Origin of the sequence: Taklimakanibacter lacteus (genome assembly GCA_003576695.1) — a bacterium.
Taxonomy (GTDB): Bacteria; Pseudomonadota; Alphaproteobacteria; order Rhizobiales; family Aestuariivirgaceae; genus Taklimakanibacter; species Taklimakanibacter lacteus.
This window is the reverse complement of record QOZQ01000001.1, coordinates 276910-302672: the sequence shown is the minus strand read 5'-3', so window position 1 is coordinate 302672 and position 25763 is coordinate 276910. Positions and strand designations below refer to the sequence as shown.

The following is a 25763-nucleotide window of genomic DNA, read 5'->3' as shown; positions in this document are numbered from 1 at the left end:
GTTCCGTATCAAAAACTCTCTCCATCCTTTCCCCTCTCCTGTTGCGAAGCAATGGGAGAGGGTGCCCGGAGGGCGGGTGAGGGCACTTTGCCTCAGCAGGGAACGCTCATCCCGATCGGAGCACGGTGCGCGAAAGAGCCCTCATCCGGCCTTCGGCCACCTTCTCCCACGCTCTGCGCGGGAGAAGGGGAGGTTCTTGGATTGTGGACGTAAGTCTCCTGGCGCTACTGCGCCCAGGCCTTCCACTTGGCCTCGTTGGCGGCGATCCATGCGGCCGCCACTTCCTCGATCGACTTGCCGCCGAGATCGACATCGCCCGAGAGCTTGTTGAGCTCGGCCGCATCGATCTGATAGGCCTTGGCGACCTTGTAGGCGACCGGCCATTTGTCCTTCATGCCGGCCCAGCCATATTTCCAGATCTCGCCATGCGGCTTGCCGCAATCATGCGCCTTGTCGGGATTGCTGCCCCATTTGGGGTCCGTGTAGCATTCGGGCGTATATTCCGGGAACTGGATCCACTCGCCTTCATATTTGGCGGGCGCCCAATGCGGTGAATAGATCCACAGCATGATCGGCGCCTTGCGCTGATAGGCCGAATCGAGCTCGGCGAACATCGCCGCGTCGGTGCCGGCATGGATCACCGTGAAGGGGAGATTCAGCGCCTCGACGCGCTCGTCATCGAAACCTTCCCAGGTCACCGGCCCGCCGAGATAGCGGCCCTTGGGCGCCGTCTCGGGCGTCGAGAAGGCTTCCGCGCATTTCGGATCCTTGAGCGCTTCCCAATTGGGCAGGCCCGGGCACTTCTCCTTCATATAGATCGGATACCACCATTCTTCCTTGGCCTTGGGCCCGAGGCTGCCGAGCTTCTCGGTCTGGCCGGTGGCATCCGACGCCTTCATCGCCTCGCCCGCCGTCGTGTCCCAGTATTCGATGCCGACCGTGATATCGCCATTGGTGAGGCCGGTGGTGAGCGATGAAAGATAATCGCCGGTCGGATATTCGACCGTGTAGCCCAGCTTCTCGAGAATGCCGCCGAGGATCTTGGCGTTGAGATTGACGCTGGTCCAGTCGAACAGCGCGATCTTGATCGGATCGCTCGATTCGACCGCCTGGGCGGTCATGGGGGTGAGGGCCGTCGCCGCCAGAGCGGCAAGGCCGAACAAGGCTCTTGTTACGCGCAATCTGCTCATGGATGTCTTCCTCTTCCTGGCTCCCATCGAGCCTTCCGATCGAATGATCGGACAAGGCTCGAGCAACTTTAAGCGCGGACTTGCTTGTTGTGGTCTGGTCCGCTGCCGGCAAGTGTCGTGGCACAGGCGCTCAGGTGTCAATGCCGAACCGAAAATTTCGTGGCATTTTGTGGCTTTGCCGGAATTTTCTTGCTCTGACTGACCATTTCATGGTCATTTTGCTTGAAATCGGGCATTAATTCCATGAACCGCCTCTCCCGCCGTCATGCCGAGATCCGCCAGCTGCTGCATGACCGCATGTCTGCCTCAGTCACCGAGCTGTCCGAACGCCTCGGCGTCTCGGCCGAGACCATCCGCCGCGACCTCAAGCTCATGGCCGAGCGCGGCGAGGTGCTGAAGCTGCATGGCGCCGCCACCCTGCCGCATGCGGTGGGCGAGGCGCCCTTCGAGCGCCGCATGCGCGAGAACGCCATCGCCAAGCGGGCCATCGCGCGCCGCGCCGCCGAGGCCATCGCCGATGGCGACAGCATCATGCTCGACACCGGCACGACCACCAGCTATCTCGCCCGCGAGCTTCTGCAGAAGCGCGGCCTCACCGTGGTCACCAACTCGTCCGACATCGCCCGCACGCTCTCGACGGTGAACGGCAACAAGGTGCATATGGCGGGCGGCGAGCTGCATGGCGACAATGGCGCCGCCTTCGGCAATTCGGCCATCACCTTCATAGAGCGCTTCAATGTCCGCCACGCCATCATCACGGCGGGCGCCCTCGATGCGGCGACCGGCGTCAACGACTACGATCTGGCGGAAGCGGAATTCGCGGCCACCGTTCTGTCGCGCGGCGAGCGCTCGGTCGTCGTCACCGACCGCAGCAAATTCGGCCGGAGCGCGCTGGTCAATGTCTGCGGCTTCGACCAGCTCGATTGCCTGGTGACCGATGCGAAGCCGCCCGATGATCTCGCCCGCGCGCTCGTGGCGGCGGGCGTCGCAATCGAGGTCGCTACACTCCCTTGAGCAGGCAGCCCGCCGCCAGCACGATGAAGGCGATCGTCATCAGCCAGACGGACGCGATCGGGATGAAGGTCAGGGCGTTGAGGGCGGCGAGAACAGCAAGCACGGCGATGATGACGGCGATCACGAAAGTGACGGTCTTTGGCGCACTAAGGTCCATGGCAGCATCCCCTCTTGAGTTGGCCTGATTCGGATTCTACACCAAAACCGCCCTAACGACAAAACAGGCCGGCCATGAAGATCGTCTATTCCGAAGATCACCGTTTGCATTTCCCGCAAGGCGAGCTCTATGGCGGCGAGTTCGTGACGCCCTTCGAGCGTCCTTCGCGCATCGAATACATCCTGCGCGAATTGAAGCACCGCAGGATGTCCGATCTGATGCCGCCGGCGAAGCTCGACATGAAACCCGTGCGCAAGGTGCATGACCGGGAATTCCTCGAATTCCTGGAGACCGCCTGGAGCGAATGGACCGCGGCCGGCTATCGCGGCGAGGTCATTCCGACCGGTGTCGCGGCGCGCGGCATGCGCCAGAAGAAGCCGCGCTTCATCGACGGCAAGGTTGGCTATTATTGTCATTCGATGGAAACCTGCATGACCGCCGGCACATGGGAAGCGGCATCGGCATCGGCCGCGGTGGCGCAGACGGCGCAGAAGCTCGTGAGCTCAGGCGGCCGCTGCGCTTTCGCGCTGTGCCGGCCGCCCGGCCATCACGCCCATCACGACATGTATGGCGGCTATTGCTTCCTCAACAATGCCGCCATCGCCGCGCAGGGTTTTCTCGACAGCGGCGCCGGCCGCGTCGCCATACTCGATGTCGACTTCCATCACGGCAACGGCACGCAGGATATTTTCTATGGCAGGGACGACGTGCTCTTCTGCTCGCTGCATGGCCAGCCGGAGGACGCCTATCCCTATTTCCTCGGCTACAGGGATGAGAGGGGAACGGGCAAAGGCGAAGGCTGCAACATCAACTATCCGATGCCGCCGGGCGCCAGATATGACGTCTGGGGCAAGGCGCTCTTGGACGCGCTCGGCAAGATCAGGCGCTACAAGCCCGATGCGCTCGTCGTCTCGCTCGGCGTCGACACCTTCAAGGATGACCCGATCAGCTTCTTCAAGCTGACCTCCGATGACTTCCGCACCTATGGCGGGGCAATCGCCAAATCGAAGCTGCCGACCCTCTTCGTGATGGAAGGTGGCTATGCGGTCGAGGCGATCGGCATCAACACGGTCAATGTGCTGGACGGGTTCCTGAACGGCTAGGCGTTCAACGCGCAGCGCATTATCCAAATTACCGTCACCCCGGCGAAAGCCGGGGCCCATTAAATTGGTCAGGCTTGGGCAGCGCCGCCCAGGTTGCGTTTATTCAGGGGGTCCCGGCTTTCGCCGGGATGACGAACCGGATCACAGCCGCGGTCGCCCTTTCTTGCCGGTGAACCAGCCGCCGGCCGCCTTCTCATAGGCCAGCGCCGCCTTGAACACGGTCGCGTCGTCGAAAGTGCGCCCGACGATCTGGATGCCGGTTGGCACGCCGCTCTGTGCGAAGCCCGAGGGCACCGCCATCACCGGGCAGTTATGCAGCATGTTGAACTGATGCGTCATGACCCAGCCATATTCGCCGTCGGCCTTGACGCCATTGACCTTGAAATCCGGATCCCACGGATCATGGTCGGCATGCACCGCCGGCAGATTGAGGGTCGGGCAGATGAGCACATGATGCGCCGCGAGCACCGGGCCCAGCGTCTGATACATCCGATGCGACTGCGCCCAGGCCTTGTGCACGTCATCGATTTGCGTGGTCTTCTCGATCGCATCCGCCATCTTGAGCGCATAGTCGGTCATCAGATGGCCATGCGTCTTCTTCCACCACACGGTCTGGCGCCCGAAATCCATCGCATTATACCAGTGCAGCGCATTGGCATCGACATCGCTCGTCCAGCCGAGCTTCACCTCGGTCACTTCGGCGCCGAGCGAGCGGAACAGCTCGATCGCCTTGAGCGTGTTGCGGCGCACATCGGGATCGACCTGCACATAGTCGAAGTCGACCGACGTGGCGATCTTGACGCCCCTCAGCGATCCCGCCCGCTCCGGCAGCTCGACCGTGTCGCGCAGCGAATCATGATCGAGCGGATGCGGCCCGGCGATGATCCCCTGCATGAGGCCCGCATCGCCGACCGAACGCGTCATCGGCCCGCAATGATTATAGCGGTCGAAGCAATTGGGCGCGCCGTCGGGATTGCGCCCATGCGGCGGCTTGAAGCCGACCGTGCCGCAGGCCGATGAGGGAATGCGGATCGAGCCGCCGATATCGGTTCCCGTCGCCAGCGTGGTGAGGCCGCAAGCAAGTGCAGCGCCCGAGCCGCCCGACGAGCCGCCCGGCCCGAAATCGATGTTGAAGGGATTATGCGTGGTGCCCCAGGCGCGCGAATGGCAGGCCCCCGACAGGCAGAATTCGGGCGTCGTGGTGCGCATATGGATGATGGCGCCGGCAGCACTCAACCGCTCGATCATCGGATCGGAATGATCGTCGATATTGTCGATGAAGATGAGCGAGCCATGGGTGGTACGCTTGCCCTTGACGCGCTGCGCATCCTTGACCGCCAGCGTCAGCCCTTCGAGCGGACGCGGGCCGCCATTGCGCTTGCCATAGGCCGCTTCCGCCAGTTTCGCCTGTTCGAGGGCCTCCTCGAAATAGCGGTCGGTGATGCAGTTGATCGCCGGATTGACCGCCTCGCTCCTCGCGATCTGCGCCGTGAGCAGCTCGACGGGCGACAGTTTTCGGGCCCGGAACAGCTTCAGCGCTTCCTTGGCGGTCAGATAGCACAGGTCGTCATCGGTCATGGACAAGTCTCGGTTGGGCGCGCTAGAGGCAGCACACTAATCTGACGCAAGCAAGGGAACAACGTCCATGGGTGACAGGCTGAAGGGCAAGACGGCTTTGGTGACATCGGCGGCGCAGGGCATCGGCCGCTCCACCGCCATCGCCATGGCCAGGGAAGGGGCCAAGGTCTATGCCACCGATATTCGCGAGGACCTGCTGGCGGGTCTCGCGAAGGAAGCTTCTGGCATCGAGACATTCCCTCTCGATGTGCTGAAGACCGAGGCGATCGCCGAGGCCGCCAGGCGCGCCGCCGACGTCGATGTCCTGTTCAACTGCTCGGGCTATGTCCACAACGGCACGATCCTCGATTGCGACGAGAAGTCCTGGGATTTCTCCTTCGATCTCAACACCAAGGCGCATTATCGGATGATCAAGGCCTTCCTGCCCGCCATGCTGGAGAGGGGCAAGGGCACCATCGTCAACATGTCTTCCGTCGCCTCCTCGATCAAGGGCGTGCCCAACCGCTTCGTCTATGGCGCCACCAAGGCTGCGGTGATCGGCCTCACCAAGGCGCTGGCCGCCGATTTCGTCGGCAAGGGCATCCGCTGCAACGCCATTTGCCCGGGCACCGTCGACACCCCGTCCCTCAATGACCGCATGCGCCAGCAGGGCGATTACGAGAAGGCCCGCGCCGCCTTCATCGCACGCCAGCCCATGGGCCGCATGGCGATGCCCGAAGAGATCGCCGCCCTCGTCATCTATCTGGCCAGCGAGGAATCGGCCTTCATCACCGGCCAGACTTTCGTGATCGACGGCGGCTGGTCGGGCTGATCGTTTCTACACAAATATTGGTGGTCGCCACATGCCTGTTGGCAAGCTCACTTATTCCTCATAGGATATTTGGCGCATCGGACCGAAAAGTGTGAAGTCCGATGCGACAAAAAAGAGAATAAGAATAAAACGCCAACAGGGGAGTTGTGATTGAGCAGGGCCGGTTCTGGGGAACGGCGCAGCGCCATCGAGGTGTTGGGCGTCAGCAAGGTCTTCGGCAATGGTGATGATGCGGTAAGGGCGCTCGACAATGTCGACGTCACCATTCGCGAGAACGAGTTCTTCACCCTCCTGGGCCCTTCCGGCTGCGGCAAGACAACCCTGCTCCGCCTGATCGCCGGCTTCGATTTTCCGACCGAGGGCGAGATCCGCCTCTATGGCGAGGACATCGCCCCGCTGCCGCCCTTCAAGCGCCCGGTCAACACCGTCTTCCAGAATTACGCTCTATTCCCGCATATGACCGTGGCCCAGAATATCGGCTTCGGGCTCGAGATGCTGGGCAAGCCCAGGCCTGAGATCGCCCAGCGCGTCACGGAGATGCTGAAGCTGGTGCGCATGGAGGAATTGCGCAACCGCCGCACCAGCCAGATTTCCGGCGGCCAGCAGCAGCGCGTGGCGCTTGCCCGCGCGCTGGCGCCCCGGCCCAAGGTGCTGCTGCTCGATGAGCCCTTGTCGGCGCTCGATTTCAAATTGCGCAAGGACATGCAGATCGAGCTGAAGCGCCTCCAGCACGAGACCGGCATCACCTTCATCTTCGTGACCCATGACCAGGAAGAAGCGCTCACCATGTCGGACCGCATCGCGGTCATGTCGAAGGGCCGCATCCTGCAGATCGGCTCGCCGCGCGACATCTATGACCGCCCGGCCGAGCGTTTCGTCGCCAATTTCATCGGCGATACGAATTTCCTCGAAGGCACGGTCACGGCCGTGAACGGAAGCAAGGCACGCATCGCGCTCGCCGCCGGCGGCGAGGTCGAGGCCGGCATCTCCGAAGGCGTCAAGCCGCAAGGCAATGTCACCATCGTGGTGCGCCCCGAGCATGCGGCGATCGTCATGGCGCCGGGCCAGGATGCGCTGAGAGGAACGCTCGAGAACATCGTCTATTTCGGCACCGACACGCATTTCCACGTCAAGCTCGCCTCGGGTCCGCATTTCATCATCCGGCAGCAGAACCGCCATGGCGCCCGGGAAGAGCTTAAGGTCGGCATGCCGGTCGGTGTCGAGATCGGCGAGCATGCCGCGCAAGTGCTGAAGGACTGATCATGCCCGTTGCCGCATCGTCCTCCCTGTCGCGCGCCGCCCTTGTCGCCGCCGAAGCCGACCGGCGCGAGATCCGCGGCCGCTGGCTGCTCGCCTCGCCCGCCCTCCTCATCATCCTCTTCGCCGCCATCGGCCCCCTCTTCATCGTGCTCCTCTTCTCGTTCCTGACGCCCGCCGATTATGGCGGCATCGTCTGGAAGCCCTCCGGCCATGCCTGGTTCCAGGTCCTGTTCCAGAAGGATATCTTCGACGACACGACGACCTTCGCCGATGCCCATCTCTCCATATTGTGGCGCTCGGTGAAGCTGTCCTTGCTCACCACCATCATGGCGCTGGCCTTCGGTTTCCCCACCGCCTATTTCATCGCCACGCGCCCGGAGAAGATGCGCGACATCTGGCTGTTCCTGATCACCATTCCCTTCTGGACCAATCTCCTGATCCGCACCTTCGCGGTGCAGGAAGTCATCCGCAATGAAGGCATCATCAACACGGTGCTGATCAAGCTCGGGCTCATCTCGAGCCCGATCCAGATCATGTTCACCGATGTCGCCATCATGCTCGGCATGCTCTATGTCTATTTGCCGCTGATGGTGCTGCCGCTCTATGCCAGCATGGAGAAGCTCGATTTCCGCCTCGTCGAGGCGGGCTATGACCTCTATGCCAACCGCTTCCAGGTGCTGCGCCGGGTCATCGTCCCGCTGGTCAAGCCCGGCATCATCGCCGGCTCCATCCTGGTCTTCATCCCCTCGCTCGGCGCCTATGTGACGCCGCGCGTGCTGGGCGGCGGCAAGAACATGATGCTCGGCAACCTGATCGAGCTGCAATTCGGCCAGGGCCGCAACTGGCCCTTGGGTGCTGCGCTCTCGATCACGCTGATGGCCATCGTGATGGTCGCCCTCATGGTCTATGTGCGCTATGCCGCCGGCAGCTCCGAGAACCGCCATGGCTAACGCATCGGCCGGAAAAGTGCGTGCGGTTTTCGGACAAGCCGATGCGCAAAAGCAAAGCAGGACGAATTTCTCGATCAAGCGCCAGACGGGCTTCGGCGTCATCGCCCTCTTCTGCTTCTTCCTGCTCTATCTGCCGATCGCCACGCTGGTCGTCTATTCCTTCAATGCCGGCCCCTCCATCGCCATCTGGGAAGGCTTCTCCTGGCGCTGGTATGTTGCCGCCTGGAACAACAACCAGATCGTCGAGGCCTCGACGCGCTCCTTCATCATTGCGAGCTTCGCCGCCATCGTCTCGACCATCGCCGCCACCATGGCAGCGCTCGCGACGACCCGCACCAGGCCCTATCGCGGCCTCAATTTCATCTATGGCTTCATCAACCAGCCCTTGATGGTGCCCGAGATCGTCACCGGCATCGCGCTCCTCATCTTCTTCGCCATGGTCAAGATCTGGACCGGCTATACGGGCCTCGCCTATCTCATCATCGCGCATACCGCCTTCTGCATTCCCTTCGCCTATCTGCCGATCCGCGCAAGGCTCGAGAACATGGATCTGACGCTCGAGCGCGCCGCCGCCGATCTCTATGCGACGCCGTGGATGGCCTTTCGCCGCGTGACGCTGCCGCTGCTGTGGCCCGGCATCATCGCCGGGCTGATGCTGGCTTTCGTGGTGTCGCTCGATGACGTCGTCATCACCGAGCTCGTCAAGTCGGGCGGCCAGGACACGCTGCCCACCTACATGCTGGGCCAGCTGCGCCGCGTGGTGACGCCCGAGATCAACGCCATATCGAGCGTGTTCCTGCTCATCTCGATCGTCATCGTGACCTTGTTCTTTTTCCTGAACCGCAAACGGACCTAGAAACGACCATCGTGGAAACATGAGCGCATCACTCTTCCTCCGTCATCCCGGCGCAAAGCCGGGATCCATTGAAGCCTTGCCGCGCCGGCGGCGCTGTCGAAATTGCACCGGCCTGGGGGCTCCCGGCTTGCGCCGGGATGACGGATAGATGGGTGGTAACCGGGACTTTGCATGCAATAATCTTCAATGAAGCACGGACATCAACTGAGACACAGGAAGGAAATCATGGCAGTCGCATGGGAGGGAGAATTCCCTCGGGCCTGTCCGTCGGATGCGCATACCGAGCGCATCTGGACGGACGTTATCAAATGAGCGCAGACTGATCTGGGGCCCCGGAATGTTCGACGACATCGGGGCTTTTTATTTGATCTGAGAAAAACGGAGGAACCGGATGAGTACGAAACTGAAATATGCCGCCATCGGCCTTGCCATGACGGCCTTCGCAGCCCCGGCCTTGGCCGACGGCGAGCTCCATATCTACAATTGGGGCAACTACACCAATCCCGAGCTGATCAAGAAGTTCGAGGAGGCCTACAAGGTCAAGGTCACGGTGACCGACTATGACTCCAACGACACGGCGCTCGCCAAGATCCGCGCCGGCGGCCATGGCTTCGACATCGTCGTGCCGTCCGCCAATTTCATGCCGGTATGGATCAAGGAAGGCCTCCTGGCCGAGACGCGTCCCGACCAGATGGAGAATTTCAAGAATATCGAGGACCGCTGGGTGAATGTCGAATGGGATCCGGGCCGCCATTATTCCGTGCCGTGGCAGTGGGGCTCTACCGGCGTTATCGTCGACACCTCGCTCTATAAGGGCGACATCAACACATCAGGGATCATCTTCAACCCACCCGACGAGCTCAAGGGCAAGATCAATGTCGCGCCCGAGATGAACGACGTGATGGCGGCGGTCATCTGGTATCTGGGCGGCCAGTGGTGCACCGCCGACAAGGAGCTGCTCAAGAAGGCGCGCGACACGCTGGTCGAGGCCAAGAAGAGCTGGATCTCGATGGACTATGGCGTGATCGAGAAATTCGCCAGCCGCGATTTCGGTGCCGCCTATTACTGGAACGGCGCCGCTTTGCGCTCCCGCCAGCAGAACAAGGATGTGCGCTACGGCTATCCGAAGGAAGGCTATCCCCTGTTCATGGACAGCGTCGCCGTGCTCAAGGACGCCAAGAATCTCGAGAACGCCAAGCTGTTCCAGAACTTCATCATGGATCCGCAGAATGCCGCGCTGATCTCGGCCTTCGCCAACTATGCCAACGGCATCAAGGGCTCCGATCAGTATCTGCCGGAGCATATGAAGGGCGCGCCTGAGGTCGAGATCCCGGCCGAATTCGTGTCCAAGGGACAGTTCTTCAAGCTCTGCGAGCCGGAAGTGACGGCACTTTATTCGCAGATCTGGACCGAGCTGCTCAAGTAAGCACTCAAGCAAGACCCGGCATCGCAAAGATGCCGGGTTTCAACGACAATGGCGCTAGGGAGAGAGACAGATGAAGACGATCGCATATGCAGCACTTGCTCTGGCCATGACGGCCTTTGCAGGGTCGGCCTCGGCCGATGGCGAGCTCAATATCTACAACTGGGGCAACTACACCAATCCCGACCTGATCAAGAAATTCGAGGAGACCTACAAGGTCAAGGTGACGCAGACCGACTATGACTCGAATGACACGGCGCTCGCCAAGATCAAGGCCGGCGGCCACGGCTTCGACATCGTCGTGCCGTCCGGCAACTATATTCCGATCTGGATCAGCGAAGGCCTGCTGCTCGAGACGCGGCCCGATCAGATGGAGAATTTCAAGCATATCGAGGACCGCTGGGTGAATGTCGACTATGACAAGGGCCGCCACTATACGGTGCCCTGGCAGTGGGGCACGCTCGGTGTCGCGGTGAACACCGGCGCCTACAAGGGCGACATCGACACCTGGGGCCTCCTCTTCAATCCGCCGGACGAGCTCAAGGGCAAGATCAATCTGGTGCCCGAGATGAATGACGTCATGTTCGCCGCGATCAAGTACAATGGCGGCACATACTGCACCGGCGACAAGGAAGTCCTGAAGAAGGTGCGCGATACCCTGCTCGCCGCCAAGCCCAGCTGGATGTCGATGGAATATTCGACCATCGAGAAGATGGTCAATGGCGACTTCGCCGCCACGCTCGACTGGAACGGCTCGGCGCTGCGCCAGCGCCTGCAGAACGACAAGATCCACTATGGCTATCCCAAGGAAGGCTATGTCGTGTGGATGGACAATGTCGCGGTGCTGAAGGACGCCAGGAATGCCGAGAATGCCAAGCTGTTCCAGAATTTCGTCATGGCGCCGGAGAACGCCGCGATGATCTCGGCCTTCGCGCGCTATGGCAATGGCATCAAGGGCTCGGAGGATTTCATGCCGGCCGACATGAAGACGGCGCCGGAAGTGGTCATCCCGGACAAATATCTGGCGGCCGGCGAGATCTCCCGGACCTGCCCGCCCGACGTGCAGCAGCTCTATACCGCGATCTGGACTGAGCTGACGAAATAGGGGCAAAGAGTCCTTTGCTCGCCTCGAACCTCCCTCCCCGCATGCGGGGAGGGTGGCCGCCGAAGGCGGACGGGTGGGGTCTCTCAATCTCGATACCCTTCGTCACCCCGTGTCTTGCTTCATGAAGAATCCTGTCGCTTTTGCACGCTCTCTGCGCAAGCAGATGACACCTGAGGAAGTGAAGCTATGGGTCAGGCTGAGAACCTGGCGCAGCGAGGGCTATCATTTTCGGCGGCAGGCGCCGGTGGATGGCTATGTTCTCGATTTCCTGTGTAAGACACACAAGCTGATCGTGGAAGTCGATGGGAGTCAGCACGGCGAAAGCCAAGGTCTTGCCTATGATGAGAAGCGTGACACCCACTTCCGCCGAAAAGGATATCGTATTGTGCGGCTCTGGAATGCGGATATAAATCGCGATCCTGATGCTTCCGCTGATACGATATGGGCTGTACTTCAAGGCGAGGACCCATTTTCATGATCTTTCCCCACCCGGTCACGGCTGCGCCGTGACCACCCTCCCCGCAAGCGGGGAGGGAGAGCAAAGCTACACCAAGGGAACCCACCACACATCATGCCATCCTACAGGAATTCCGAGCCGCGCCCGCCCATCATGCGCGGCAGCCCGCCCGAGCTGCGCGTGCCCTTCGCCAACTGGGATCGTCCGCCCTGGAATCGCTGGACCTTCCAGCATGTGCGCGAGATCCTGCCGACCGCCGAAGTGTGGCGCGGCAATGGTCCGTCATCCCTCTTGCCGCAGCTGCCGCAGGATCTGGGGGATGTGGAATTCACCATCCTCGGCGACAAGCGCACGACGCTCGATGCGTTTCTCGACGACAGCTATACCGACGGCTTCCTCGTCCTGCACAAGGGCCGCATCGTCACCGAACGCTATTTCAACGGCATGACCGAGCGCCGCCTGCATCTGTCGCAATCCATGGCGAAGTCGGTGACCGCGGCGGCGGCGGGCTGCCTCGTCGCCGAGGATGTGCTCGATCCGGCCAGGCCCGTCACCCATTACCTGCCCGAGCTCGCCAGCACCGCCTATCAGGGCGCCACCTTGCAGCAGGTCCTCGACATGACGACGGGCGTGCGCTTCAACGAGGATTATACCGATCCCTTTTCCGATGTCGGCAAGATCGATGTCGCTTCGGGCTGGAAGCCGGCGCCGCCCGATGCCGAAGGCTTCCCCGACCATGTGTGGGAGCTGATCCTCACCCTCACCACGCTCGAGCGCCCGCATGGCGCGAGCTTCGTCTATCGCTCGATCGAGACCGATGTCCTCGCTTTCTGCATGGAGCGCGCCACCGGCCGGCGCCTGCCCGAGCTCGTCTCGGAACTGCTGTGGCAGAAGATGGGCGCCGATGAGAGCGCCTGCTTCACGCTCGACCGCGCCGGCTATGCCCTGGCCGATGGCGGCCTCAATGCCACCTTGCGCGACTATGCCCGCTTCGGCGCGCTCTATCTGAATGACGGTGTGTTCAACGGGCGCCAGATCGTGCCCGCGGCCTGGATCAAGGCGACGCAGACGGGCGATCATGCGCTGTTCGGTGAGCCTTATACATTTACCACGCCCAATGGCGCCTATCGCAACCAGTTCTGGATCGAGGATGTGGCGCGCCCTGCGATCATGTGCCGCGGCGTCTTCGGGCAGCTCATCTATATCGACACGGCGCGCGACCTCGTGGTGGTCAAGCTGTCGAGCTGGCCGGACTTCCTCAATGTCGAATTCGGCGTGAACACCTTGCGCATGATTCATGCGATCGCGGCGGAGTTGAGCTAACCGCGGGTGGCGGGTCACTTGACGATAATATCGCCTTAGCTGGCAAAACTGCGTCGCCGCATTGATATCGTACTACGATTATCGATATTTGGCAGCGACACATCACAGGCATTCGCCTTTCATCCGTTATCCGATGACATAGACTTCTGGTCACTCAACTCTACCCGCACCAGGCGACAGGCGAACTCACGCTAAACATTGGCATCCATGGCTGCGCGCTTCCTGGCACTCACTGCATGTGTTGCGCGCAGGCGGCGTCAAACTTGTCGATTTCATAGGCTCGCGTCCTATCTACAATTGGACAAGAGGGAATCGGGAGGCTGGCGCCGTCTCGATCGAAATGAACCGGCGGGATCTGGATAGACAAAGGTCGGCCGATCGGTATCTTTGGGAGAGAAAACCTAATCCCTGTCCTAGGCTCACACTTCCATGAAAATAGAGAGCGCTCTGCGACAGGCGAAAGCTCTGATCATGACGGCGGCCATGGTTGGCGTGCTCCCGGTCAGCGTCCGAGCGGCAGATCTTCCAACCGAAGACAGGTCGTCCACCCAACTTAGGCTCCTGGACGGCGAATGGCGCGATGGCTTGCGTGAAAGCGGCATTGGCATCGATGCCTGGTGGACGCAGTTCTACCAGGGTGCGATCGCGGGTGAGGGCTCACGCGACTGGCAATACGGCGGCAAGGGCGATGTCTTCCTCACGCTCGACGGTGGCAGGCTCGGTCTGTGGCAAGGATTGTCGGTTGCCGCACATGCTGAGTTTCTGTACGGCGACGATGCCAATGCGCTCGGCAACGGCGTCCTCCTTCCTGTCAATACGGCGCTCGCCTTTCCGCACCTGGGCGGATATGACGAAGACCTTTCGATCGTCATCACCCAGGCCCTGAATGAGAGGGTCGCGGTCAGCGTCGGCAAATTCAACATGTTCGATGTCCTCGCCAAGACGCCGCTGCTCGGGGGCGGGGGAACCGATACTTTCATGAATTTGGGGCTTGCCGCGCCCGTCACCGGTGTCACGCCACCCTATCTTCTGGGCGCCAATATCACCATCAAGACCAATCCGGTGATCTTGACCGCCTTTGTCTATGACCCGCGCAACGCGCAAGATGACGATGTCCTGGAGAATCCGTTCAGTGAAGGCGTCACCGGCATGCTGTCGGCCACCGTGCCTTATCGGCTCGGCGGAAAGAGCGGTTTCCTCGGCGCCAAGGCGATCTACAGCAACAAGCGCGGCACCGATCTCTCCGAGATTCCCGCGCTCATCCTGCCGGGGGAGAGCGAGACATTCATCGACGACAAGAAGGGAAGCTGGTTCTTCAGCGCTTCGTTCCAGCAATATCTGGTGCAGAATCCCGACAATCCCCAGGAGGGCTGGGGTATCTTCGGCCAGATCGCCGTTTCCGACGGCAATCCCAATCCGCTCGAATGGAGCGCTTTGCTCGGTTTCGGCGGCACCAGCTTCCTGCCCGAGCGCAATTTCGACCGATGGGGCATCGGCTATTTCCGCTATTCCCTGAGCTCGGACCTCAGGGACGGACTTGACACTCTCGGCATCGATCTGCGTGACGAACAGGGGATCGAGGTTTTTTACAGTCTCGCCGTGACGCCCTGGTTCTCGCTGACGGGCGATGTGCAGACCGTCGAGCCGGTCATCTCCGACAATGCAACCGCAGTGACCACCTCACTGAGGACAAAAATAAGATTCTAATTCGACAAGACATCCGCTTTGCGTGGTGACATCAATCGAGTTGAACGTTGAAGATCGAGGAGGCCTAGAATGTCAAGCAATCAACATCCAACGGAGTCGGATGTTCACGGCGTTGCCTGCCAGTGCCATACCGCCGCCTTCGCGCGGCTGAATGCCTTCGTCACCTATAAATTCTCCCGACGCGGCTTTCTATTCGGCGCTTCCGCCGCGGCGGTGGCGGCGTGGCTTCCGAAGGGAGCGGCCGCGGCTATTCCAGATCCGCCAAAATCCGCGGTCGCCTTCACCAACATCAAGCTGTTCGACGGCAAGTCGACCAGGCTCCTGGGTGGCAAAAGGGTCGTCATCGAGGGCAACAAGATCAAATCCATCGAGGATGCCTCGCAGCCGGCGGCCGAAGGCATCGAAACGATCGACGGAGGCGGCCGCACGCTGATGCCAGGCCTCATCGATGCGCATTGGCACTCCATGATGGCCTCGCTTCCCATAATGGATCTGCTGACTGCGGATGTCGGCTACATCAACCTTGCCGCCGCCGAGGAGGCGCGCCGGACGCTGATGCGCGGCTTCACCAGCATCCGCGATCTCGCCGGCCCCGCTTTTGCCTTGAAGCGTGCCATCGACGGCGGCTTGACGCCCGGCCCGCGCATCTGGCCGTCGGGCGCCATGATCTCGCAGACCAGCGGACATGGCGATTATCGCCTGCCATTCGAGGTGCCTGAGGCTCCCGGTGCGCCCTTGAGCCGTGGTGAGACCATTGGCGGCGGCATGATCGCCGACGGGGTTGATGAGGTCCTCAAGCGGGTGCGCGAACAACTGATGCTGGGCGCAAGCCAGATCAAGCTCGCGGCCGGGGGTGGCGTGGCCTCGAACTTCGACCCTATCGATGTCAGCCAATATACCGAAGCGGAATTCCGGGCCGCCTCGGATGCCGCGGAGAACTGGGGTACCTATGTCACCGTCCACGCTTATACGTCGCGGGCGATCCAGATCGCGATCAGGGGCGGTGTCAGATGCATCGACCATGGCCAGCTCATGGATGAGGAGACGGCCAGGATGATGCTGGACAAGGGCATCTGGTTGAGCACGCAGCCTTTCCTCGACAATGAATATGCAAATCCGCAAACAACACCGCTCGGCCGCGCCAAGCAGCTCCAGGTCTTCGCGGGCACCGATGCGGCCTATGGCTTTGCCATCAAGCACAAGCTCAAGACCGCCTGGGGCACGGACATCCTATTCGATCCCAAGATGACCCAGCATCAGGGTGCGATATTGACGACGCTCACGCGATGGTATTCACCTGCCGAAATCCTGGTCACAGCCACCGGAACGAATGCCGAGCTCCTGGCGATGTCCGGCCTTCGCAACCCCTATCCCGGCAAGATCGGGGTGATCGAGGCGGACGCCTATGCCGATCTGCTCCTGATCGACGGCGACCCTACCGCCGATATAAAGTTGATCGCCGATCCGGAAAAGAACCTCAGGTTGATCATGAAGGACGGCCGCATCTACAAAAACACGCTAGCCTGATCTTCGGTGCTTCCAGGCAACGGAGGCTTTGCCTTTTCGCATCGCTGGCATAGTCTGCGGCGGATACGGATTCGAGGGACAGGCCCGTGCCGAAGAACAGCAATCGGCCGACATCCAGCGGAAGGCTCGGTTTTGGCATTAGCGGCGAGTTGCACTTCGACGACCCCGACGCTTTTGCCGCAGCATTTCCGGGCGGGAATTACGGCGTCATTCCGTTGGATCACGAGCCGTTCCATAGCGCCATCAAGATGGCGAATCTGGGCGGCGGCGTATCGGTGCGCAGCGCCAGCTTCGCCGGCGGGGTTCTGATCAGGGCAGAGTTCGTCGGTGATCTGCCGACGATAGCCTTCCTGTTTCCCTGCATCAATGGCGGGCATGCCGTGTTCAACGGCAGGGAGGCGGATCCGAGATCGCTGACCGTGTCACATGGCAACATCTCGTCCCAGTTTCGTTTACAGGGCCCCCATGAACTGGCCGCGATTACCATTCAGCGAGACACGATGCTCGAGGCATACGATGCGTTGTCGGGCGGCCGCGCGCCGGCGTGCCTGTCGTCGAGCACCCTGATGACCGTAAATCCCACGCATGCAGAGAGGATCGGCATTCTTTGCGGCGAAGCCAATGACATGCTGAAACTGCTGCCCGGAACAAAGCCGCAGATGAATCCGATTCCGGGGCTCAATCTGCTTCGCGACCGGATGCTGGCCACGCTGATTACAACGATAGCGACTGATCGCGATGAACGTGACCGGAGGGCCATGAGCCGCCAGACGGCAGCCATGGCCCGCATCGAACGCCATATCGATGATCATGCTCACGAGATCAGCGGGTTGCAAGACCTGTGCGCGGGCGTCGGCATGGCGCTCAGGACGATCGAGGCGATCATCAGGAGCCGCACCGGCCTTACCGCCCTCGACTATCTCAAGCGGCGACGGCTCGCTTTCGTGCACCGACAACTCCTCAATCCCGTGGGCGCGACCACGGTGGCCAATGCCGCCCTGTCCTTCGGCTTCCTTCATTTCGGACGGTTTTCCGCCGAATATCGTCGGGCCTATGGAGAACTGCCGTCTCATACCCTTGCGCGGACCCTGGGCAAGAGCATCGATTGAATGGGATCCGGCTTCTCCCTTCATCTCGTGGTCTTGGTGATCGCGGCAATCAGCGCCGCGATTGGAATGGTGTCGGTTCCGATCGGCATCGGAACAATCATCTTCCTACCGCTGCTCTATGGCTTCATCCTCGGCGCCGTGCTCAACCCCAATGCCAACAAGATCACGGCAAGGTACTTCACCGACGCGCATGTGAAGCTCGCCGGCACGATGGTCATGATCGCCATCGTGATCATCGGCGCGAAATTCGGCGCCACGGTGGGGCCGCAGATCGACAAGATTCTCGCAACCGGCCCCGCCCTGATGCTGCAGGAAATCGGCAATCTCGGAACCATCGCTCTCGCCTTTCCAGTCGCGGTCTTCATTCTCGGCATGGGGCGCGAGGCTGTCGGCGCCACTTATTCCATCGACCGTGAACCGAATCTCGCTTTGATCGCCGACAGATTCGGCCTGGGCAGTCCCGAGGGCGCCGGCACGCTCGGCGTCTACGTCGTCGGAACATTGCTCGGCACGATTGTTTTCGCCCTGGTGCCGCCGCTCGTGCATGCGTCCGGCGTCTTCGACATCCGGGCGCTTGCCATGTCGTGCGGGGTCGGTTCGATCAGCATGGTCACCGTCTGCATGACGAGTCTTGCCGCACAGGTCCCGGGGCAGAAAGATCTCATCATCGCGCTCGGCTCGGCGAGCAACCTGTTGACCAGCGCCACCGGCCTCTATGTCGGCGCCCTGGTGGCCTTGCCGCTGACCGAATGGCTCTACCGTAAATGCCGGCCGCGCGAACTGCGGCATGAGACGGCGGGGCAAAGCAGCGCGCATACCGCGGCCGTCCGGGAGCCCATGACCGCAATGCGGGAGAAGCAGCGCCTCGGCATCGCAGCTTCCGCCGGACCGCTCATGATCTCGGCCATTCTCGGCCTGTTGGCTTCTTCCATCATGACATCGACAGCGCCGTGGTCGAACGCTGCCGGAGTGGCCTTTCTCTATGCGACTTCGCTGTTTGGCATCGCGATCGCGACCATCATCCCCATGAACTTTCCTGCTGTCGGCTGGGCCGCTATTCTGACGCTGCTTGCGACGATGCCGGGCGTCCCGGGTGCAGACTTCATCGTCTCCCAGGTCAAGACAATCGATCTGACGGCCCTTGCTGTGCCGGCGCTCGCCTATGGCGGACTGGCGCTCACCCGCAACGAGTTCATCATCGCCCGCAAAGCGGGTTGGAAGATCGTTATCGTCGCCATCCTCGTGATGCTCGGAACCTTTCTGGGCTCCGCGATCGTCGCCGAGCTTGCTTTCCGCCTCGGTATTTCCTGATCACCGGGCGGTTGAAGGCTCAGCGCGCAAGATCGGCGCCAGGCGCCGGCTCGCTGTAAAGCTTCATGATCCGCGCGAGGTTGTGTTTGCGGGCTTCCCGGCACCCAGGAAGCCGGTGAGGAGCGTCACCGGAACCTGTGCTCATACCGTCCTCGCCATGATTTGCCTGCCTATTCGCCGCAGGCGTAGCGCGAACAGCGTCAGCGCCACGCCTATGACAAGCACGTCTCTACCGTTATTTGATCATTAGAAGTATCGTCTTGGGCGGGCAGTTCGTGACCGCGTGCTTCCTGGTACGCACTGCACATGTTGCGCGCAGGGCGGCGTCAAGCTTGTCGATTTCATGGGGTCGTCGATCCAATCCACAATCGGACTGATCGTGACCCGTGGTACCGTTACGGCTCGCGGAAAGACAAATTTCCAGGAGCAATGCTGACGAGAGCCCGGCACATCGCTCGATCGAGGCTGACGTGCTTCCCCATTCGCAAATCTCCTTACGACAACATCGTCTTAGCTGACAAAAGTGCGAGGCCGCATCGATATCGTACTACGAATATCGATATTAGCAGCGACACGGTACGGGCATTCGCCTTTGCTCGCTCCATCTGCTTTTGCGGCGGGTGGGAGAGGCGAATGTTCATTAGAAATAGCGATAAATTTGATTCTGTTGCATTGAGGCGCCATCCGGACCGGATGCGCGCGTCGGCTCTGCTGTCCGGTGTCACATTCTCGGCGTTGATGATCGGCCTGACGGGCCCGATCGGCGGGGCGGCCGCGTCCGATTGCGGCGGGGGCGGTGCGGTCGTCGGTGGCAATTGCACGCTGCAGCCCTATGATCCCGCCATCGATGAGAATGGCGGAACGGGCGCCAACGCCACGAACAACGACCTCGATCCTGTAACCGTCACGAATGGCGAGACGGTCACCTTGACCGGTAACGCCGCGGTCATCCAGCCCGGCGAGCCGGGCGTCAATGGCGCGACCTCCTTGTTCACCTTTGACACCGATGGCCGGGTGACCGCGGGAGCCGAGTTCCTGGACGACCATGTGCTCAACCGCGGCGCGCAGAACGGCGCGGCAAGCTACATCGATCCGATTACCCAGGACCAGCGCACGATCAACGTCTTCCAGTCGGGCCAGATGTCGGCACCGCAGCTCGGCGAGCGGACCTTTCCGGATTATGTCGCTGTCCAGGATAACCAATATATAGATACGCGGCTCGGCAATGTGGAGCAGACGGGCGGCACCCTCAATGTCGATATCGCCGGCGATATCAGCATGGCCGCCAAGCAGACGACCCTGTTCCAGGCCGACGGCAGCGGATCGGCGCAGAGCACGATCAACTGGACGTCGAGCAACAAGATAGATTTCTTCGGCGCCACCATGCCTCTCGACACGCAGCTCACGACCACGTCGAACCAGCTGGCAGGCTGGCCGACCGAGGTGGAACTGCCCGACGGCGTGACCTTACCGCCCGGCACGCCGTTGACCGTCACCGACGGCAAGGTGGCCATCAACAATTTCGACGACTTCAAGGCCTTCAACGATGCCCTGATCCAGATCATCAATGACGACAATGACGGCGTCGTCATCGACCAGGCGCAGTATGATTCGCTCATCGCCGCGGCCGCCAATCTCCAGACCGGGCAAGTCGATTTCGAGTATGACGCGGTGCCCCAGCCTGACGATGTCCATGAAGGCGGCGGCCAGCGCACAGTGATGAATGCCATCGGCGCGAACGGGGCCGCCAATATCACCGCCGGCGTCACGCTCGACGTGAACGGCGCCAATGGCGGCGTGCTGCGGGCCGAGGACGGGGCGACGATCGTCAACAACGGCACCGTCAACAACACCAATGGCGTCGTCATGGTGCTGACCAATGGCAGCACCGGCTCCAATGCCGAAGGCGCCGTCATCAATTCACGTGTCGGCAGCAATGCCGTCGATGTGAATGGCTCGACCTACACCAATGACGGAACCATCAATCAGGAAGCCGGCGGGACGGCGATAAACGCCACCAACGGATCGGACATCACCAACAACAGCGTCATCAGCCTCGGCGGCACCGGCACTGGCGGTAGCAGCGCGAATGTCTCGGCGACGGGCGTCAATGCGGCGAACAGTACCTTCACCAACGCCGCTGGCGCTGAAATCTATATCGGCCGCAATGAGCTGGGCCAGGACGTGGCCCTCAATATCGGCGGCCTGGGTGCGGCGACCGGCGTCAATGTCACCGGCCTCAGCCATGTCGTCAATGAAGGCGACATCACCATCGGGAGTCTGACGCAGGGCGCGGTCGGCCTCAAGGTCGATGGCGCGACGGCCGGATCCACTGTCGACAACAAGGGCGACATCACAGTCAACGGCGCCGCCGCCGGCACGCCGCGGGAGAATGTCGGCTATCTGGTCCGCAATGCGGGCGCCGACGGCAATATAAAGAACAGCGGCACGCTCACGGTCAATGGCGTCAACGGCACCGCGCTGAAGGTCTTGAGCGACAACGGCACCGACGCCCATGTGATCTCGACCGGCACCGTCAATGTCGCGGGCGATGCGGATCCGGCTTCCGGCACCCGCAACTACGGTGTCTGGGTGGAAGGCACGGGCGGCGGGACCGCCAGCGCCGACATATCCGGTCCCCTCAATCTGACCGGCAACGGCGCCATCGGCGTGCATGCGAGGGGCGACGCGAATGTGCATGTGGGCGATGGCGCCACCCCAAGTTTCTCGGACGGCACCGATCAGATCGGCTTCTTCATCTATGGTTCCGGCGCCTCCATCGACACCGATGAGACGGAATTCGAGGTGGCGACGGAACGCTCCACCCTCTTCCGTATCGAGGATGGCGCCCAGTTCGACGGCACCGGCTTCACGATCACCGCCAGCGGCATCGATTCCAAGGGCGTTGTCGGCACGGGAGCGGGAACCGTCATCGATACGAAGGGAACCACCTTCAACCTGACCGGCGACGGCGCAACCGCCATGGTGATCGAAGGCGGGGCGACCGGCACCGCCGATGACACCACCATCTTCAATCTCGATGCCGCCAACACCATTGCCGGCATCGCGGACGGCCAGAAGCATGGCCTGAACGGCGCCCCGGTCGGCGCCATCGATCCCGCGACCAAGCTCACCAATGGCGCGGATGTCGAGTCCGCTGAGACCGGCGTCACGGGCTTCATCGCGCGCAATTCCGCCACGGTCGAGACGACCGGCGACATGACACTGTCGGGCGCCGGCAGCACCGGCCTCCTCGCCGAGGACGGCGGCAAGTTCATCGCGTCCGATCTGACGGCCGACATCAATGGCTGGGTTGCCCAAGCCGACGGCGGCGATGCCAACAGCTTCGTCCTGAGCAATGTCATAGCTGAAGGCTCGGACGGCGTTCTCCATGTGGCGGCGGACACGGGAGCGAGCTTCTCCGCCACCGGATCGGACCTGACCGGTCGCATGCAGACCGAAGCCGGCGGCACGTCGGATGTCGACCTGACCGGCACCAGATGGGAGATGAATGCAGACTCGAACGTCACCAACCTGACGCTCGAGAACACCGATGTCTTCTACACGCGCGACGGAAACGTGCATAAGACGCTGACGGTCAACGGCGACTATTCCTCGACCGATAGCGAATTGTTCATGAACACCTATCTCGGAACCGACGGGTCGCAGTCCGATCTCCTCCATGTCGAGGGCAGCACCAGCGGCTTGACGCTGATCCATGTCGAGAACACGGACGGCATCGGCGAGCAGACGCTCCAGGACGGTATCCTGCTGGTCCAGGTCGACGGCGCGTCGGATGGCGAGTTCGTCCTCGACAGCCCCTTCGTGATCAGGAACGAGGAAGTGATCTTCCAGGGCGCCTGGGGCTACACGCTTCAGCAGAACGGCAAGGACGGCGCTGAGGATGGCGACTGGTATCTGCGCACCGAACTGGCCGACGGCGCTCTCATCACCGCGCCCGGCATTCCGATCTACGAAGCCTATGTGCAGGCATTGCTCGGCTTAAATAGCCTGTCCAGCCTGCAGCAGCGCTCCGGCAACCGCTACTGGAACCAGCCCGCGACCGGGGCGGTGTTCTGCAAGGATCCAGCACGGAATTACACCTGCGCCATCAGCGACGAAGAGGACGACTACTACCAGGATTCCAACGGCAAGCATATCGACCAGAGCTCGATCTGGGGCCGCATCGAGGTCGCGCATGGCGAGTACGAGCCCGACAAGTCGACCAGCGGAATGTCCTATGACCAGGATCTCTGGAAGCTGCAGGCCGGCATCGATGGGCTGTTCGCGGAAGGTGACGCGGGCAAGCTCATCGGCGGCATCAATGCGCAGTATGGCACGATCGACACGGATGTCTCGTCCCTGGTCGGTGGCGGCGACATTTCGACGACCGCCTACGGTGTCGGCGCATCGCTGACCTGGTATGGCCTGAGCGGCTTCTATGTCGACGGCCAGGCCGGCGCCACCTGGTATGACAGCGACCTCAAGACCAGCCTTCTGGGCGACATGGCCGACGGCAACAACGCTTTCGGCTATGCGCTCTCCATCGAGATCGGCCAGCGTCTCGAATTCGCCGGCGCTTGGGCCCTGACGCCGCAGGCCCAGCTCGTCTATTCCAGCGTGGAGTTCGACGACTTCACGGATGCGCTGGGCGCCGATGTCTCGATGGGTGACGGCGAAAGCCTCAAGGGCCGCGCCGGCCTGGCGCTCGAATACCAGGACAGCTGGAAGGACGGCTCGGGCGATATCCAGCGGGCTTCGGTTTATGGCATAGCCAATCTGCAATATGAGTTTCTCGACGGAACCAGCGTCGATGCCAGCGGCAACGAGTTCGAGACCGAGCTCGATCCCTTGTGGGGCGGTGTCGGCATCGGCGGCAGCTACAATCTGGACAACGACAGATACGCTCTCTTCGGCGAAGTCTCGGCTAACACCTCGCTTGAGAATTTTACCGACAGCTACAGCTTCAACGGCAATGCGGGCATCCACGTGAGCTGGTAGTCGCGATGCGAGCCGGCGCGCCATTGTCCGCGAGAGCTGACCGGTGAACCGGCGCTCCCTTCTCCTATTGGCCATGCCGGCAATCACCGGCTGCGCCTCCACCCGTCTCCTCGCCGAGACGGACGACACGCCGGCGCGGGATTATTCTGAAGAGCCCTATCCCGTCCGGCGTGTCGATCGTTCGAAATTTGCCGCCCGCTACCACCCGGCGACGCTCGCCGCCGCGGCCCCGGAGAGACCGGGATCCATCGTCGTCGACACGGCCAACCGCCAGCTCTCCTTCGTGGAAAGCAGGAAGCTGATCCGGCGTTATGGCGTGGCGGTCGGGGCAAGCGGCCATGCCTGGAGGGGCAAGGCGGTGGTCGGACGCAAGGCGGCATGGCCGGCCTGGTACCCGACCGACGAGATGCATGCGCAGGCGCCGGGTCTGCCTCGCCGGATCGAGCCCGGTCCGGCAAATCCGCTGGGCGCGCGGGCGCTCTATCTGTTCCAGAACGGCCACGATACCTATTATCGGATCCACGGCACATCCGAGCCCTGGACCATCGGGACCGAGGCCTCGTCCGGCTGCATCCGCATGATTAACGAGGACATCATCGACCTTTACGGCCGCGTCGCCGTGGGGGCCGTCGTGCTCGTAGTCTGAACACCGGAAATGCGGGTTCATCGGAAGCTGGCGTGAACTGGATAGCCGCACTTCCGAAACACCAGTAAACAAAATGCAGCTCGCAACGACGATCGAGACGCCCCGGCTGTTGATCAAATGACGCGCCGGGTGCCTGAACGTCGGGCTGCCGGCTAGGTGGATGGCTCTCGAGGCAAAGCGATGAAATACCTGGCATCAATGACGGGACCGCATATGCGCGTCCCATCGGTGATGTCCTGGCGTTTGCCGGACGGATATTGACGTGTCGTTGGCGACCCTCATCCCCTTGAGCTTCAGTCGACAACCGTCACGCGAACGTCATTTGCGGTCTGAGTTCATGGCCGACGAAACACACGGCTTCGTTAACATGACCAGCTTCGCGGTGCACAGGACGAGCGCCGGCCTGGCATGGCCTTCCGCATTCATGTCGGTCCAGACGGAAAGTCCTTATGCCGGGCAATTCGACGCCATAGACGGCATATTAATTTCCCTGATCGAGTCGGGCCGCGTGGACGCGACCGTTCGCTTCCCCTACAAGACGGCAACCCTGCATGGCCGGCCCGGCGGTGTTTCCATAGTCCCAAATGACATCGCCTTTGCCGTCGAATCACAATCCAGGGCGCGGACGACACATCTCTATATCCGTCGGTCGGTCGTCGACGATATAGCGATGCGGATGCATCACGGCGATCCCGACAACATCGCCATTCTTCCTACTCTCGCGGCATACGATCCCGTTCTCGAGCAGCTCTGCGGCGCGATCCGGCACGAGCTTGCGAGCGATCCGAAGTCTTCCGGCATATATGTCGAAACCCTGACATACGCCGCGGCCGCTCATCTCCTGAGAAGATATTCGAGTCTTGGTCATCCGCAGACACAGCCTGCCAACCTTCGGCGGCTAGGAAGCCAGCACATATCGCGTGCCCAGGAGATGATCCGAAGCCGGTTCGAAGAACGCCTGACGCTCAAAGATCTTTCGGCCGGCACCGGCGTGACCGCCGATCATTTCCTCAGGCTTTTCAAGCTGGAGGCCGGCGTCACGCCCTATCAGTTCCTCATTCGTTGCCGCATAGACCATGCACGGCGCCTGCTCGCACAAGCGGATGAGAGCATTGCCGTCATCGCCCAGCAATGTGGGTTTTCCGACCAGGCGCATCTGACGAAAGCCTTTCGCCGGTTGACGGGCACGACGCCGGCGGCTTTCCGGAAAGCAAACGGTAGATAGTCGCAAACGA

The 25763-nt window shown here is 61.7% G+C and carries 20 protein-coding genes; 17 read left to right on the top strand and 3 right to left on the bottom strand.

All coding sequences use genetic code 11. From position 1 onward, the window contains the following. Positions 1–224: 224 nt before the first annotated feature. Complete coding sequence (locus DT068_RS01420) at positions 225–1190, bottom strand: ABC transporter substrate-binding protein (RefSeq protein WP_119387977.1); 966 nt, start codon at positions 1188–1190, stop codon at positions 225–227. 243 nt (positions 1191–1433) lie between these two features. Between DT068_RS01420 and DT068_RS01415 the strand changes: the two genes are divergently transcribed. Next, complete coding sequence (locus tag DT068_RS01415; RefSeq protein ID WP_119387976.1) at positions 1434–2204, top strand: DeoR/GlpR family DNA-binding transcription regulator; 771 nt, start codon at positions 1434–1436, stop codon at positions 2202–2204. On the opposite strand, the gene DT068_RS27890 is transcribed toward DT068_RS01415, so the two are convergent. After that, complete coding sequence (locus DT068_RS27890) at positions 2191–2361, bottom strand: hypothetical protein (RefSeq protein WP_162913939.1); 171 nt, start codon at positions 2359–2361, stop codon at positions 2191–2193. The two genes, DT068_RS01415 and DT068_RS27890, sit on opposite strands and share 14 nt — an antisense overlap. 74 nt (positions 2362–2435) lie before the next feature. Here DT068_RS27890 and DT068_RS01410 point away from each other — a divergent pair, with 74 nt between their 5' ends. Next, positions 2436–3464: a histone deacetylase family protein gene (locus tag DT068_RS01410; protein WP_119387975.1), complete on the top strand. Its 1029-nt coding sequence runs from the start codon at positions 2436–2438 to the stop codon at positions 3462–3464. A 141-nt stretch (positions 3465–3605) separates the two neighbouring features. Here DT068_RS01410 and DT068_RS01405 read toward each other — a convergent pair whose 3' ends face one another. Continuing rightward, complete coding sequence (locus DT068_RS01405; protein WP_119387974.1) at positions 3606–5042, bottom strand: amidase; 1437 nt, start codon at positions 5040–5042, stop codon at positions 3606–3608. Positions 5043–5109: 67 nt separating this feature from the next. Between DT068_RS01405 and DT068_RS01400 the strand changes: the two genes are divergently transcribed. From DT068_RS01400 to DT068_RS01330, 15 genes are all read left to right on the top strand, one after another. Continuing rightward, positions 5110–5853, top strand: coding sequence for an SDR family oxidoreductase (locus DT068_RS01400; protein WP_119387973.1), 744 nt, complete (start codon positions 5110–5112; stop codon positions 5851–5853). A gap of 150 nt (positions 5854–6003) precedes the next feature. Further along, positions 6004–7113 carry an ABC transporter ATP-binding protein gene (locus DT068_RS01395; RefSeq protein WP_119387972.1) on the top strand — a complete coding sequence of 370 codons (1110 nt, stop codon included), beginning with the start codon at positions 6004–6006 and terminating at the stop codon, positions 7111–7113. Positions 7114–7115: 2 nt separating this feature from the next. Beyond that, a complete protein-coding gene (locus DT068_RS01390; protein ID WP_438816394.1) occupies positions 7116–8063 on the top strand; it encodes an ABC transporter permease in 948 nt (315 codons plus the stop codon). After that, a complete protein-coding gene (locus tag DT068_RS01385) occupies positions 8056–8919 on the top strand; it encodes an ABC transporter permease (protein ID WP_119387971.1) in 864 nt (287 codons plus the stop codon). Before DT068_RS01390 ends, DT068_RS01385 begins: the two co-directional genes overlap by 8 nt. A 391-nt stretch (positions 8920–9310) precedes the next feature. After that, complete coding sequence (locus tag DT068_RS01380; protein WP_119387970.1) at positions 9311–10345, top strand: ABC transporter substrate-binding protein; 1035 nt, start codon at positions 9311–9313, stop codon at positions 10343–10345. A 70-nt stretch (positions 10346–10415) separates the two neighbouring features. Further along, entirely contained in the window at positions 10416–11447 is a 1032-nt protein-coding gene (locus tag DT068_RS01375) for an ABC transporter substrate-binding protein (RefSeq protein WP_119387969.1), read from the top strand. A gap of 52 nt (positions 11448–11499) precedes the next feature. After that, positions 11500–11925: an endonuclease domain-containing protein gene (locus DT068_RS01370; RefSeq protein ID WP_368904361.1), complete on the top strand. Its 426-nt coding sequence runs from the start codon at positions 11500–11502 to the stop codon at positions 11923–11925. Positions 11926–12018: 93 nt separating this feature from the next. Then, complete coding sequence (locus tag DT068_RS01365) at positions 12019–13227, top strand: serine hydrolase domain-containing protein (RefSeq protein ID WP_119387967.1); 1209 nt, start codon at positions 12019–12021, stop codon at positions 13225–13227. A gap of 429 nt (positions 13228–13656) precedes the next feature. Next, complete coding sequence (locus DT068_RS01360) at positions 13657–14934, top strand: carbohydrate porin (RefSeq protein WP_119387966.1); 1278 nt, start codon at positions 13657–13659, stop codon at positions 14932–14934. Between the two features lie 69 nt (positions 14935–15003). Next, positions 15004–16461, top strand: a complete 1458-nt coding sequence (locus tag DT068_RS01355) for a metal-dependent hydrolase family protein (protein WP_119387965.1) — start codon at positions 15004–15006, stop codon at positions 16459–16461. A gap of 86 nt (positions 16462–16547) precedes the next feature. After that, on the top strand, positions 16548–17570 hold the full coding sequence (locus DT068_RS01350; protein WP_162913938.1) for an AraC family transcriptional regulator: 1023 nt from the start codon (positions 16548–16550) through the stop codon (positions 17568–17570). Further along, a complete protein-coding gene (locus DT068_RS01345; protein WP_119387963.1) occupies positions 17571–18881 on the top strand; it encodes a DUF3100 domain-containing protein in 1311 nt (436 codons plus the stop codon). It begins immediately after the preceding gene. Positions 18882–19574: 693 nt separating this feature from the next. Beyond that, a complete protein-coding gene (locus tag DT068_RS01340) occupies positions 19575–23882 on the top strand; it encodes an autotransporter outer membrane beta-barrel domain-containing protein (protein WP_162913937.1) in 4308 nt (1435 codons plus the stop codon). Positions 23883–23925: 43 nt separating this feature from the next. Beyond that, positions 23926–24528 carry a L,D-transpeptidase gene (locus DT068_RS01335; protein WP_162913936.1) on the top strand — a complete coding sequence of 201 codons (603 nt, stop codon included), beginning with the start codon at positions 23926–23928 and terminating at the stop codon, positions 24526–24528. A 337-nt stretch (positions 24529–24865) separates the two neighbouring features. Further along, entirely contained in the window at positions 24866–25753 is an 888-nt protein-coding gene (locus DT068_RS01330; RefSeq protein WP_119387960.1) for a helix-turn-helix domain-containing protein, read from the top strand. The last annotated feature ends 10 nt before the right edge of the window (positions 25754–25763 follow it).

Excerpts from the sequence above, each read along its gene's own strand:
- DT068_RS01365 (WP_119387967.1), top strand. The coding sequence starts at position 12,019 with ATGCCATCCTACAGGAATTCCGAGCCGCGCCCGCCCATCATGCGCGGC.
- DT068_RS01405 (WP_119387974.1), bottom strand. The coding sequence starts at position 5,042 with ATGACCGATGACGACCTGTGCTATCTGACCGCCAAGGAAGCGCTGAAG.
- DT068_RS01355 (WP_119387965.1), top strand. The coding sequence starts at position 15,004 with ATGTCAAGCAATCAACATCCAACGGAGTCGGATGTTCACGGCGTTGCC.
- DT068_RS01345 (WP_119387963.1), top strand. The coding sequence starts at position 17,571 with ATGGGATCCGGCTTCTCCCTTCATCTCGTGGTCTTGGTGATCGCGGCA.
- DT068_RS01415 (WP_119387976.1), top strand. The coding sequence starts at position 1,434 with ATGAACCGCCTCTCCCGCCGTCATGCCGAGATCCGCCAGCTGCTGCAT.
- DT068_RS01380 (WP_119387970.1), top strand. The coding sequence starts at position 9,311 with ATGAGTACGAAACTGAAATATGCCGCCATCGGCCTTGCCATGACGGCC.
- DT068_RS01375 (WP_119387969.1), top strand. The coding sequence starts at position 10,416 with ATGAAGACGATCGCATATGCAGCACTTGCTCTGGCCATGACGGCCTTT.
- DT068_RS27890 (WP_162913939.1), bottom strand. The coding sequence starts at position 2,361 with ATGGACCTTAGTGCGCCAAAGACCGTCACTTTCGTGATCGCCGTCATC.
- DT068_RS01410 (WP_119387975.1), top strand. The coding sequence starts at position 2,436 with ATGAAGATCGTCTATTCCGAAGATCACCGTTTGCATTTCCCGCAAGGC.
- DT068_RS01340 (WP_162913937.1), top strand. The coding sequence starts at position 19,575 with ATGCGCGCGTCGGCTCTGCTGTCCGGTGTCACATTCTCGGCGTTGATG.
- DT068_RS01385 (WP_119387971.1), top strand. The coding sequence starts at position 8,056 with ATGGCTAACGCATCGGCCGGAAAAGTGCGTGCGGTTTTCGGACAAGCC.
- DT068_RS01420 (WP_119387977.1), bottom strand. The coding sequence starts at position 1,190 with ATGAGCAGATTGCGCGTAACAAGAGCCTTGTTCGGCCTTGCCGCTCTG.
- DT068_RS01330 (WP_119387960.1), top strand. The coding sequence starts at position 24,866 with ATGGCCGACGAAACACACGGCTTCGTTAACATGACCAGCTTCGCGGTG.
- DT068_RS01390 (WP_438816394.1), top strand. The coding sequence starts at position 7,116 with ATGCCCGTTGCCGCATCGTCCTCCCTGTCGCGCGCCGCCCTTGTCGCC.
- DT068_RS01400 (WP_119387973.1), top strand. The coding sequence starts at position 5,110 with ATGGGTGACAGGCTGAAGGGCAAGACGGCTTTGGTGACATCGGCGGCG.
- DT068_RS01360 (WP_119387966.1), top strand. The coding sequence starts at position 13,657 with ATGAAAATAGAGAGCGCTCTGCGACAGGCGAAAGCTCTGATCATGACG.